Genomic DNA, 11,917 nt, shown 5'->3' on the forward strand with positions numbered 1-11,917 from the left:
TCAGGGCTCCTCGGGCGTGGGCCGATGGGCGTGGGGCGTCAGGCGCTCGGGCGACCAGTGGGCAATGGCCCACTGCAGCTGAGTGTCGACTGGCTCGCTTGCCAGGGTTGCCGGGGGCGCCTGGTCGAGCAGCGTGAGCGCCTGGTGCAGCTGGCGGCGCACGGCGTCTGGTGCATCGGCCAGCGGCGGGGCCAGGTTCTGCTTGGAGAGCTTCTGACCATCCGCAGATACCACCAGCGGCAGGTGCAAGTAGCGCGGCGTGGCATAGCCCAGTGCCGCTTGCAGCTGGCGCTGCCAGGGGGTGTTGTCGAGCAGGTCGTAGCCGCGCACGATATCGGTGATGGCCTGGTCTGCATCATCGACCACGACCGCCAGCTGATAGGCCCACAAGGCATCCTTGCGCTTGAGCACCACGTCGCCCAGCGCCGCCGGGTCGAACTGCTGGCGACCAAACAGGCGGTCCTGCCAGACGACAGGGCGCTGGCCGAGGTCGCTGCGCAGCCGCCAGGCAATAGGTTTGGTTGCGTCGCGCACGCCGTCTCGGCACCAGCCAGGATAGACGTCGAAATCCTGCCACTGCTTTCTCGAACAGCTGCAGGGGTAGGCGAGGCGCTGGGTGATCAGCTGCTCCAGCGCCCGCTGATAGGCGTCTGAGCGGGTGTGCTGCCAGCAGACCGCTTCGTCCCAATACAAGCCGAACCTTTCCAGCTGCTGCAGGATAGTGAGGTCGGCGCCGTCTGGGCAGCGTGGCGGGTCGATGTCTTCTATGCGCACCAGCCACTGGCCACCGGCGGCACGGGCGTCCAGATAGCTACCCAGGGCGGCCACCAGTGAGCCAAGATGCAAAGGGCCGGAGGGCGTAGGGGCAAAACGCCCGCGATAGGAAGCGGTAGCGGTCATGGCAACCCGTTTCTGGCAATCAAAGAGCACAAGCGTGGAAAGACACAAGATGACAAACAAAAACGGGCACCTCAAGGGTGCCCGTCAGCGGCCGTCACTCATGTTGCGGTGGCCGCGGTGTCAACCGCCCAGCTGCTTCTCTTTCAGCTCGGCCAGCGTTTTGCAGTCGACGCACAGCGTGGCCGTCGGGCGTGCTTCGAGGCGGCGAATACCGATCTCGACCCCGCAGGCCTCGCAGAAGCCATAGTCGTCTTCATCGATCTTTTCGATGGTTTCGTTGATCTTTTTTAGCAACTTGCGCTCACGATCCCGAGTGCGCAATTCCAGGCTGAAGCCTTCTTCCTGGGTCGCGCGGTCGGCGGGGTCGGCGTAGTTATTGGCGTCTTCCTGCAGGTGGCGTACGGTACGATCCACCTCTTCCATGAGGTCCTGTTTCCAGTCCAGAAGCAGCTGGCGGAAGTGCGCGAGCTGCTTCTCGTTCATATACTCTTCACCCGGTGCCGGCTCGTACGGGATGAAGGACTTGGACGCTTCCGATTTCTTTTCCGCTACTGGCATGGGAGTGCCCCTTACGTTGTGACTACTGAACGTTGTGACTGCTGATCGACCATGTGCGTGTGTCACGATCGCACGCCAAAGGGGTGCTTGTTTAGCTGAAAATTAGATGCGATGCAAGCATAATAGTCCGTTTTCGACCATGGTCCTACATCTTGTACGCCATGGGTCATGTTTTGACTACTGCTAGGAAAAGGAACCGTTATGGCCTGGAATACGCGTGTGGAACACGTCGCACCTTTTCGCGTGATGCACTTATTGGAAATGGCGCAGGCGCGTGAGGCGGCGGGTCATGATGTCATCCACCTGGAGGTAGGAGAGCCCGATTTTGCCACGCCAGCCCCCATCGTGGCGGCAGGGCAGCAGGCGCTGGCGGAAGGCCGTACACGCTATACACCGGCGGCGGGGCTGGCCTCACTGCGTGAAGCGATTGCCGACCATTATGCCCAGCACTTTGGGGCAACGGTGGACCCGGCGCGGATTCTGGTGACCCCCGGCGCGTCCGGTGCTCTGCTGCTGGCCAGCCAGCTGCTGGTGGAAAGCGGTCAGCGCGTGCTGATGGCCGACCCCAATTACCCGTGCAATCGCCACTTCATGGCGCTGGCCGGTGCCCACATCGACAGCGTACCGGTGGGCCGTGACAGCGGCTGGCAACTGACCGCACCGCTGGTCGAACGTCACTGGCAGCCCGATACGCGGCTGGCGATGCTGGCCACGCCTTCCAACCCCACCGGGCATACGCTCAGCGCTACCGCGCTAAGGGAGGTCATGCAGACGGTGGCCGCCAAGGGCGGCGATCTCATCGTCGACGAAATCTATCAGGGGCTGAATTACGACGATGCCCCGCTGTCGGCTCTGTCGCTGTCGGAGAATGCGTTTGTGGTGAACAGCTTTTCCAAGTACTTCGGCATGACGGGCTGGCGGCTGGGGTGGCTGGTGGCGCCCGAGCAGGCGGTCGAGCCACTCACGCGGCTGGCGCAGAACGTGTTTCTGGCTGCGCCGACGCCCTCCCAGTATGCGGCGCTGGCGGCCTTCACGCCGGAGTGTCGCGATATTCTCGAAACCCGTCGGGCCACCCTCAAGCAGCGGCGTCAGGTGTTGCTGGATGGCCTGGCGGCGCTGGGGCTGGCGCCGGACCTGCCACCCCAGGGGGCGTTTTATGTATGGTTGGATATTTCTCGCTACAGCCGCGACAGCCAGGCCTTTTGCGAACGCCTGCTGCAAGAGGAGAACGTGGCCATCACTCCGGGGATCGACTTTGCCGTCCAGGGCGGAGAGCACCATGTGCGAATCGCGTTCACCAATGAAGTGCCCAGGCTTCAGGAAGCCATGGAGCGCCTGGCCCGCTTCGTAGGTCGCTTATGATGCACTACCCCACGCTGGTGCCGGGTACGCTGCTGCGCCGCTACAAGCGTTTTCTGGCCGATGTGCGGCTGGACAGCGGCGAAGAGGTGGTGGCGCACTGCCCCAATACCGGTTCGATGAAGGCGGTCAACGTGCCGGGGGCTCGGGTATGGCTATCGCCCAGCGACAACCCCAAACGCAAGCTGGCCTGGACCTGGGAGTGGATTGCGCTGCCCCAGCCGGACGGCGCGCTGGCGCTGGCCTCGGTGCACACCGGGCGGGCCAATCGGTTGGTCGAGTCGGCCATACAGGCGGGAGACATCCCCCCTCTGGCAGGCTACGCCACGCTGACGCGTGAGGTAAAAGTAGCCGATGCGCGGCTCGATTTTCGCCTCGACGACCCGGTGAAGGGGGCGGCCTATGTCGAGGTCAAGCAGGTAACGCTCAAGGAGGACGATGGCCACGGCTATTTCCCGGATTCGGTCAGTGAGCGTGGCACGCGGCATTTGCATCACCTGACGGCGCTGGCCCAGCAGGGCGAACGGGCGGTGCTGCTGTTTTGCGTCGCCCATGAAGGGATCGAGGACGTGGCTCCCGCGGCCCACATCGACTCCGTTTATGCGACCGCGCTGGCCGAGGCCATGGCGGCGGGCGTCGATGTGCTGGCCTACGGCATTCGTCTCGAGTGGCGCGACGCAGCGCCGTTCACTGCACGTTTGAACCGGGCGCTGACGGTGCGGGCCTAACGCTCGATGTAGAAACGCTGGATAAAGCTGACCGGCTGCGGGGGCGCATTGCGGTCGTGGCGCACTTCCAGGTCGAAGCGCATGGGTTCGTCATGGCGCAGGGTGAACAGCGCAATGTGGTAGGTGGCATCGCCGTCGCGGACATTGCGAAAGCCGAGAGACTCCCCGGCGTCATTCAGTCCTCCGACGCTGCCCTGGACGTTGGCCATGATTGGGCGCGTCGTGCCATCGGGCTGGCGCTGGCGCACGGCCACGTTGACCAGCCCGTGCCCGGCGCTGCGCTGGATACGGTGGGCTTGAGCGACTTCAGGGCTCAGGTGCCGCGTGGCGATGGCGCTGTAGTGAATTTCATAATCGCCCACTTCGACCCACTGTTCTGCCGTGGCCTGGGTCGACATCAGCAGCAGACCCGATAGTGTCAGCAGCGCGAGGCTGCGGCGCAGTCTTGCCATCGCCATGGCGGTTCTCCTCTACGATGGGCGGCGGCGAACCCTGAAAATGGCAATTTCGCCAAACAGATTCGGCCACCATTTGGATGTCCAGTGCCCTTTGTGGTCGCCTACGCCCACGGCGCGGTCCACGATCACCAGCCCCTTCTCGCCACAGAGATGCTCGAAGTCATTGAAGGTCGACAGGTGAATGTTGGGCGTGTCGTACCAGGCGTGGGGCAGCGACTTCGATACCGGCATGTAACCGCGCACCCCTAGGTGGACGCGGTGACGCCAGTAGGCAAAGTTGGGGAAGGTAATGATGCCTTCCTCCGCCACCCGCAGCATCTCATCGAGCATCTTGTCCGGGCGGCGCAGTGCCTGCAAGGCCTGCGTCATGATGACCTGGTCGTAGCTGTTGTCGCCGAAGCTGGCCAGGCCGTCGTCCAGGTTGTGTTCGATCACGCTGACCCCCTTGGCCACACACTGGGTGATGCCCTCCGGGTCGATCTCCAGCCCGTAACCGGAGACCTGTTTCTCGTTGGCCAGCCGCTCCAGCAGCGTGCCGTCGCCGCAGGCCAGGTCGAGGATACGGGCGCCGTGGGGCACCCAGTCATAGATCAATTCCAGATCGGTACGCATTAACGAGCCTCCTTCTTGGCGACGGCGTCGATCTTCAGCTCGCGAGCGACGCGACCCATGAAGGCACTGAACAGCGCGTGGTAGCGGGGTTCAGGCAGCAGGAAGGCGTCGTGGCCGTGAGGGGAGTCGATATTGGCATAGCTGACCGATTTGCCCGCCTGGGTCAGGGCATCCACCAGCTCACGGGAACGCGAGGGCGGGAAGCGCCAGTCGGTGGTGAAGCTGACGATCAGGAAAGGGCATTGGGCCGGGGCCAGCGCCTGGGCAAGGTCGCCCCCGTGGCGGGCGGCAGGGTCGAAGTAGTCCAGCGCCTTGGTCATCAGCAGATAGGTATTGGCATCGAAGGCGGTGGAGAAGGTATCGCCCTGATAACGCAGGTAGGACTCCACCTGGAACTCGACATCGAAGCCGAAATTCAGGTCGTCGCTGCGCAGGTCGCGGCCAAACTTGCTGCCCATGGCGTCTTCGGAGAGGTAAGTGATATGACCGACCATCCGCGCCAGCTTCAGGCCCCGCCTGGGCACCGTGTCGTGCTCTGCGTACCAGCCATCGAAGAACTCCGGGTCGGAGCGAATGGCCTGACGAGCCACCTCGTTGAAGGCGATGTTCTGGGCCGACAGGCGGGGCGTGGCGGCAATGATAACCGCATTGGCCACCCGCTCCGGGTACGTGATGCTCCACTGCAGCACCTGCATGCCGCCCAGGCTGCCACCCACGGCCGCGGCCCAGCGCTCGATGCCCAGGTGGTCGGCCAGGCGCGCCTGACTGGCCACCCAGTCGTTGACCGTGATCACGGGGAAGTCAGGCCCCCACTGGCGACCGGTGTCTGGGTTATGGCTGACGGGGCCGGTACTGCCGTGGCAGCCGCCTAGGTTGTTCAGCGACACCACGAAGAAACGGTTGGTGTCGATGGATTTGCCCGGGCCGATATGGGCATCCCACCAGCCGGGCTTGCGGTCCTCGGCAGAGTGGTAGCCCGCCGCATGGTGGTGGCCGGAGAGCGCGTGACAGATCAGTACCGCGTTGGAGCGCTCGGCGTTGAGCGTGCCGTAGGTTTCATAGATCAGCTCGTATTCCGGCAGCGTCTTGCCGCAGGCGAGCGGCAGCGGCGTGTCAAATTTAGCAACGTGTGGTGTGACCAGACCCACGGAGTCCGCTGGTCGGTCAGCAAAAGCAAGAGTGTCTGAATCAGGCATCGAAAGCGCTAGTCCTGCAAAATGAATCCTGCTCAAAAAGACGCGACGACCAGCCTCAGAGGCCGACCAGCGCGCCCGAGATTCCCGCCGCGCGGATCAGCGCGCCAACCACCAGCCCATCGACCAGGTTGATGGCGATGAACACCACGATGGGCGACAGGTCGATCATGCCCAGCGGCGGGATGACCTTGCGCACGGGAGCCATGATGGGCTCTACCAGCTGCATGACCAGCAGTGCGCCTGGATGACTGGCATTGGGAGCCACCCAGCTCAGGATGATCATGACGATCATGGCAAAGAAGTAAATCTTCAGGATGGCATTGGCCAGGGCCGCTACCCCAGCAATCAACAGGCCGGGAATCGGCGGCATGCCCAGACCAATGACCATGAAGATGGCCACGATGCTGACGACCTTCAAGACGAACCCTGCCGCAAGGGTGGCCAGGTCGAAGCGACCTGCCACGGGGCCCAGGAAGCCCTGGAACAGCCCTACCACCGGCTGGGTGATCTTGACCACCGACTGGCTCAGGGGGTTGTAGTAATCGGCCCGTGACGCCTGCAGCAAGAAACGCAGCATCAACAGAAACAGATAGATATTGATCAGTGTGTTGACGAGCATCAGCCCCGCGCTGCCCAGTTGGCTTCCCATTGCTGCCTCTCCTTCGATCTTGGTATTGGTGTGCAAAATAAACGCTAAAGGCGTATCAGGCACGTCATCCTGTGTGTAACGCAGGCATTATGTGTGTTGGCTGAGCTCTTTGGCCATGGCATCGGCACGCTGAGCGCACGCTTGCATGGCATCGGCGATGATGGTTCTCAGTTCGGCCTCTTCCATGTGGGCAATGGCTCGCTCGGTGGTGCCGCCCGGCGACATCACGTTCTTTTTCAGCGTGGCGGGGTCTTTATCGCTGCGCTTGGCCATGGTGGCGGCACCCAGCGCGGTCTGGATGGCCAGCCGGCGCGCCGTGGCGGCCGAAAGCCCCTGTGCCACGGCGGCTGCTTCCATGGCTTCGAACATCAGGAAGAAATAGGCCGGTGCACTGCCGGACACGGCGGTGACGGCATTCAGCAGGTGCTCTTCTTCGACCCACTCGACGATACCCACGGCTTCCATCATCTGTGTGGCCAGTTCGCGCTGGGCCTCGCTGACGGCCTGATTGGCGTAGAGGCCGCTGGCGCCCATGCCGACCAGGGACGGCGTGTTGGGCATGCAGCGTACCAGGGCGTTACCACCCCCGAGCCACTGGTCGATGGTGTCAGCGTCCAGACCTGCCGCAATCGAGACGACCAGCGGTGCCTGCTGCTGGACGCTATCGCGCAGGGCCTCACAAACGCCGCGCATGATTTGCGGCTTGACGGCCAGGACGACCACGTCAGCGCCACTCACCGCCGCGTTGTTATCGGTATGGGTATGAATGCCCAGGCGCGAGGCCAGGGCTGAAAGCTCGCTCTCGTTGGGGGCCGTGGCGGTGATGTCGCCAGGCGCGACACCGCTGTCGATCAGGCCGCCGATAATGGCGCTGGCCATGTTGCCTGCGCCAATGAAGGTGATCTTGTTCGCCATGGGGGATCCTTTTTCGCAAATGGCTGCGACGTGCAGCAGAAAATAAGCCGTGTTCGGGTGGTTGCCGTCAACTCCGAGCGCCAAAAATGGCGGTGCCCAGCCGTACCAGCGTGGCACCTTCCAGAATCGCGGCTTCGAGGTCATCGCTCATGCCCATCGAGAGCGTATCCAGAGGGGCGTCGGGCAGGGCTGCCTGCAGCGTTTCCAGCAGCGCCCGTAGCTCAGCCAACGGTTTGCGCTGCGCTTCCTGCGTTTCCGCCGGGGCAGGAATCGCCATGAGGCCCCGCAAGGCGAGGCTGGGCAGGGGCGCGATTTCCCGGGCCAGGGCCAGCGCATCTTCCGGCAGTACCCCGGATTTGCTGGCTTCGCGACTGATATTGACCTGCAGGCAGACATTCAGCGGTGGCAGGTGGGCCGGGCGCTGTTCGCTCAGGCGCTTGGCAATCTTGAGGCGGTCGACGCTGTGCACCCAAGCAAACTGTTCCGCCACGGGCCGGGTCTTGTTGGATTGCAACGGGCCAATGAAGTGCCAGACAATGTCTTCCAGGTCGGCCAACTGCGCCTGCTTGTCCAGCGCTTCCTGCAGGTAGTTTTCGCCAAACGCCCGCTGGCCGTGCTGCCAGGCCAGGCGCACGCTGCTGGCGGGCTTGGTTTTGCTCACCGCCAGCAGCGTTGCACCGTTCGCGGGTCGCCCGGCCTGGACGAGCGCCTGGCCCAGGCGTTCGCGCGCAGCGGCCAGTGACTCGGGAAGCGCGTTGTCTGTCATACTCAAACACCTTACCGCAGCTGGGAAAAGAGAGATGGATATTACCGAACTGCTGGCATTCTCGGCAAAGCAGAATGCGTCCGACCTGCATCTTTCTGCAGGCTTGCCTCCCATGATACGTGTTGATGGCGATATCCGTCGGCTTAATGTGCCCGCCATGGAAAACAGTGACGTTCGGCGATTGATCTACGACATCATGAACGATCGTCAGCGCCGCGACTATGAAGAGCATCTGGAAGCCGACTTCTCTTACGAGGTGCCCGGCGTTGCGCGTTTCAGGGTCAATGCCTTCAATCAGGCGCGGGGGGCCGGGGCGGTGTTCCGTACCATTCCCAATGAAGTGCTGTCGATGCAGACCCTGGGCATGGGTGAGGTGTTCGAGCGTCTTGCCATGCTGCCGCGGGGATTGGTGCTGGTGACAGGGCCAACGGGGTCGGGCAAGAGCACGACGCTGGCGGCCATGATCGATTACATCAATGACCACCGCTTCGAGCATATCCTGACCATCGAAGACCCGGTGGAGTTTGTGCATACCAGCAAGCGCTGCCTGATCAATCAGCGCGAGGTGCATCGTGACACCCACAGCTTTGCTGGCGCACTGCGCAGTGCGCTGCGGGAAGACCCGGACGTGATTCTGGTGGGCGAGCTGCGGGACCTGGAGACGATTCGGCTGGCGCTGACCGCCGCCGAAACCGGCCATCTGGTGTTTGGCACCCTGCATACCACGTCGGCGGCCAAGACCATCGACCGGATCATCGACGTGTTCCCCGGGGAAGAGAAGTCCATGGTGCGCTCGATGCTGTCCGAGTCGCTGCAGGCGGTCATCTCGCAGACGCTCCTCAAGCGACAGGGGGGCGGACGTGTGGCCGCTCACGAAATTCTGATTGCCACGGCAGCGGTGCGCAACCTGATCCGCGAAGACAAGGTGGCTCAGATCTACTCCGCCATTCAGACCGGTGGCGCGCTGGGCATGCAAACGCTGGATGCCTCCTTGGCGCGGTTGGTCAAGGAGGGGGTGGTCACACTGGGCGATGCTCAGGCCCGAGCCAAGGGAACGCTGTCGGTCAAGGAGTAGCGGCGCGGAATCAGGCGGCGTAAATACCGCCCAGTACACGCGGGCCGCTGGCACCCGTCACGGAAGGCAGGTTGCCGGGGAGCCCATGCAGGCGCTGATGGGCCAGCCAGGCAAAGGCACCCGCTTCGATCCAGTCTTCTGGCCAGCCCAGCGTGGCCGGTGATACCAGCGCCATGTGCGGTAGGCGAGCCGCCAGCCTCTCCATCAAATGGCCGTTATGGGCGCCTCCTCCGCAGACCAGCAGGGTCGCTTTTTGATCGCCCAGCGGCAGTTGGGCGATGCCTTGCGCGATACTGGCCACCGTGAGTTCCGCCAGCGTTGCCTGAATGTCACAGGGCGCTTCGTGGCCGGTGAGGTGGCGCTGTAGCCAATCCAGGTGAAAGAGCTCACGGCCCGTGCTGCGTGGCGGTGGCTGCTGAAAGAAGGGCTCTTGCAGCAGTCGCTCCAGCAGGGCGGTGTCCACGCAGCCACTGGCTGCCCAGGCACCCTGTTGGTCAAATCGGCCGACATGATGCTGGCCAAACCAGGCATCCAGCAGCACATTGGCCGGCCCCGTATCGAACCCCACCACCGCCTGCCCCGGTTGGCTCGATAGCCAGGTAAGGTTGGCAAAGCCGCCCAGGTTGAGCACCAGCTGTTCACCTGCCCGTGCTCCGAACAGTGCCTGATGAAACGCCGGAGCCAGGGGCGCCGCCTGGCCTCCTGCGGCCAGGTCACGACGGCGAAAATCCGCCACGACGGCGCAGCCGGTCAGTTCTGCCAGCAGGCTCGGGTTGTCCAGTTGCCAGGTATAGCGTGGCCCGCCCTGGTGCCCCTCGGGGGCATGTTCGATGGTCTGGCCGTGGCTGCCGATGGCCGCTATCTGGTGGTGAGCGACGCCATGCTCTGCCAACAGGGTGTTGACGGCCCGTGCTTGCAAGCGGCAGAAGGCATCTTCGGCAGCGGCCAGCTCGGCAAACGTCACCGACGACGAGTGGCATAAATGCAGCAGCTGCCCATGCAGCGCATCGGGCATGGCAACCGCCGTGGTGCCGATCAGGGTCGGAGGGGTATGGGGCGTTATTTCGACGAGGGCGGCATCGATGCCGTCCAGGCTGGTGCCCGACATCAGCCCGACATACAAGGTCGGTAACGCGAGAGGTGAAGTTTTCATATCGCCATGCATCCAAAACGGGGTGAAGGCTCAACCAGTGCCTTGGGGCGTGGTAATATCGCCCGCTATCACGGTTAATCGCCTATATACGGCATATAGTACATGGAGAGAGGCAATGAGTGAGGTGGATCAGGCGTTAGCGCTGCTGTCGCGAGGTACGCATGAAATCCTGGTAGAAGACGAGCTGCGCAAGAAACTGGCGTCGGGCCGCAAGCTGCGCATCAAGGCTGGATTCGATCCTACCGCCCCCGACCTGCACCTCGGCCACAGCGTGCTGCTCACCAAAATGCGCCAGTTCCAGGACCTGGGGCACACGGTGATCTTCCTGATTGGTGACTTCACCGGTCGGATCGGTGATCCCACCGGCAAGAACGTCACCCGCAAGCCGCTGACCGAAGCCGATGTCAAAGCGAATGCGGAAACCTATAAAGAGCAGGTTTTCAAGATCCTCGATCCTGAAAAGACCGAAGTCCGTTTCAATGCTGAATGGTTCGGTGAGCTGACCGCCGCGAAGATGATCGAGCTGGCCGCCCAAAGCACCGTGGCCCGCATGCTGGAGCGTGACGACTTCGAGAAGCGTTACAAGGCCAATCAGCCCATCGCCATCCATGAGTTTCTCTACCCGCTGGTGCAGGGCTACGATTCGGTTGCGCTGGAAGCCGACATCGAGCTGGGCGGTACCGACCAGAAGTTCAACTTGCTGATGGGGCGTGAAATCCAGAAGCATTTTGGCCAGGAGCCACAGGTCGTCATTACCATGCCGCTGCTGGAAGGGCTGGACGGCGTCCAGAAGATGTCCAAATCGCTGGGCAACTACGTCGGCGTGGACGAAGCGCCTGGGTCGATGTTCAACAAGCTGGTCTCCATGCCTGACAGCTTGATGTGGCGCTACTTTGAATTGCTCTCGTTGAAAACCAACGAAGAGATCGCCGCGCTGAAGCTCAGCGTGGAGCAGGGTGCCAATCCTCGGGATGTGAAGATGGAGCTGGCGCGTGAGCTCATCGCCCGTTACCACGGTGATGAAGCAGCCGCGAATGCGCACAAGTCGGCGGGCAACCAGCTGGCCGAGGGTGAGCTGCCGGAAGACCTTCCGGAAGTGACGGTGGATTTCGAAGGCAGCGAGCAAGCGCCCATCGCCGCTGTTCTGAATCGCTCCGGCCTGACAAAGAACAGCGCCCAGGCCAAGGACATGCTGAAAAATGGCAGCGTCAAGGTCGATGGCGAGGTCGTTGCTCAAGATGCCATGCTGGCCACCGGTAAGGTGTACGTCATCCAGGCCGGCAAGAAACGTTACGCCCGTGTGACGCTTGCTTGAACTTTTTGAAAACTTTTTCAAAATAGCCCTTGCCAACCCGGCAGCGAATCCGTAAAGTACGCATCCGCTGCCGGGGACGCTAAGCGTTACCAGCGGTGAAGAAGGTTGAAAAACCTTCGGTTTGTCAGGAAGTTAGCGTCATCTGTTGGCTGGATTGATCGCTCGCTTCACTCGCTGAAAACAGCCCTTGACAAACACCACGGAATGCGTAGAATACGCCTTCCTCGCTGAGG

Annotated in this window: 13 protein-coding genes; 4 read left to right on the plus strand and 9 right to left on the minus strand. The window is 62.7% G+C overall.

What is annotated here, in order from left to right:
* Nucleotides 1-900 carry a tRNA glutamyl-Q(34) synthetase GluQRS gene (gene gluQRS / locus IE061_RS17280; protein ID WP_193462156.1) on the minus strand — a complete coding sequence of 300 codons (900 nt, stop codon included), beginning with the start codon at nt 898-900 and terminating at the stop codon, nt 1-3.
* A gap of 120 nt (nt 901-1,020) precedes the next feature.
* Entirely contained in the window at nt 1,021-1,458 is a 438-nt protein-coding gene (dksA, locus tag IE061_RS17285; protein ID WP_016915941.1) for an RNA polymerase-binding protein DksA, read from the minus strand.
* Nucleotides 1,459-1,659: 201 nt separating this feature from the next.
* On the opposite strand from dksA, the gene IE061_RS17290 reads away from it, so the two are divergent.
* Nucleotides 1,660-2,820 carry an aminotransferase class I/II-fold pyridoxal phosphate-dependent enzyme gene (locus IE061_RS17290; RefSeq protein ID WP_144984255.1) on the plus strand — a complete coding sequence of 387 codons (1,161 nt, stop codon included), beginning with the start codon at nt 1,660-1,662 and terminating at the stop codon, nt 2,818-2,820.
* Nucleotides 2,817-3,545 carry a DNA/RNA nuclease SfsA gene (sfsA, locus tag IE061_RS17295; protein ID WP_193462157.1) on the plus strand — a complete coding sequence of 243 codons (729 nt, stop codon included), beginning with the start codon at nt 2,817-2,819 and terminating at the stop codon, nt 3,543-3,545. Before IE061_RS17290 ends, sfsA begins: the two co-directional genes overlap by 4 nt.
* Here the strand turns inward: sfsA and IE061_RS17300 are convergent.
* The 6 genes from IE061_RS17300 to IE061_RS17325 all read right to left on the minus strand — a co-directional run bounded on the left by IE061_RS17300 (nt 3,542) and on the right by IE061_RS17325 (nt 8,141).
* On the minus strand, nt 3,542-4,003 hold the full coding sequence (locus IE061_RS17300; RefSeq protein WP_193462158.1) for a DUF4426 domain-containing protein: 462 nt from the start codon (nt 4,001-4,003) through the stop codon (nt 3,542-3,544). The two genes, sfsA and IE061_RS17300, sit on opposite strands and share 4 nt — an antisense overlap.
* Before the next feature lie 12 nt (nt 4,004-4,015).
* On the minus strand, nt 4,016-4,615 hold the full coding sequence (gene metW / locus IE061_RS17305; protein WP_016915945.1) for a methionine biosynthesis protein MetW: 600 nt from the start codon (nt 4,613-4,615) through the stop codon (nt 4,016-4,018).
* Entirely contained in the window at nt 4,615-5,811 is a 1,197-nt protein-coding gene (gene metX / locus IE061_RS17310) for a homoserine O-succinyltransferase MetX (RefSeq protein ID WP_039181315.1), read from the minus strand. Before metX ends, metW begins: the two co-directional genes overlap by 1 nt.
* 55 nt (nt 5,812-5,866) lie before the next feature.
* Nucleotides 5,867-6,460, minus strand: a complete 594-nt coding sequence (locus IE061_RS17315) for a YggT family protein (protein WP_144984243.1) — start codon at nt 6,458-6,460, stop codon at nt 5,867-5,869.
* 87 nt (nt 6,461-6,547) lie between these two features.
* Nucleotides 6,548-7,375: a pyrroline-5-carboxylate reductase gene (proC, locus tag IE061_RS17320; protein ID WP_193462159.1), complete on the minus strand. Its 828-nt coding sequence runs from the start codon at nt 7,373-7,375 to the stop codon at nt 6,548-6,550.
* A gap of 67 nt (nt 7,376-7,442) precedes the next feature.
* Nucleotides 7,443-8,141: a YggS family pyridoxal phosphate-dependent enzyme gene (locus IE061_RS17325; RefSeq protein WP_193462160.1), complete on the minus strand. Its 699-nt coding sequence runs from the start codon at nt 8,139-8,141 to the stop codon at nt 7,443-7,445.
* Between the two features lie 34 nt (nt 8,142-8,175).
* On the opposite strand from IE061_RS17325, the gene IE061_RS17330 reads away from it, so the two are divergent.
* Nucleotides 8,176-9,216: a type IV pilus twitching motility protein PilT gene (locus IE061_RS17330; RefSeq protein WP_193462161.1), complete on the plus strand. Its 1,041-nt coding sequence runs from the start codon at nt 8,176-8,178 to the stop codon at nt 9,214-9,216.
* A 10-nt stretch (nt 9,217-9,226) separates the two neighbouring features.
* Here IE061_RS17330 and IE061_RS17335 read toward each other — a convergent pair whose 3' ends face one another.
* The gene (locus tag IE061_RS17335) at nt 9,227-10,369 is read right to left on the minus strand and encodes an anhydro-N-acetylmuramic acid kinase (protein ID WP_193462162.1); all 1,143 of its coding nucleotides are present in this window, start codon (nt 10,367-10,369) and stop codon (nt 9,227-9,229) included.
* A gap of 115 nt (nt 10,370-10,484) precedes the next feature.
* Between IE061_RS17335 and tyrS the strand changes: the two genes are divergently transcribed.
* The gene (gene tyrS / locus IE061_RS17340) at nt 10,485-11,684 is read left to right on the plus strand and encodes a tyrosine--tRNA ligase (protein WP_039181301.1); all 1,200 of its coding nucleotides are present in this window, start codon (nt 10,485-10,487) and stop codon (nt 11,682-11,684) included.
* The last annotated feature ends 233 nt before the right edge of the window (nt 11,685-11,917 follow it).

Origin of the sequence: Vreelandella hamiltonii (assembly GCF_014651795.1) — a bacterium.
Lineage (GTDB): Bacteria > Pseudomonadota > Gammaproteobacteria > Pseudomonadales > Halomonadaceae > Vreelandella > Vreelandella hamiltonii.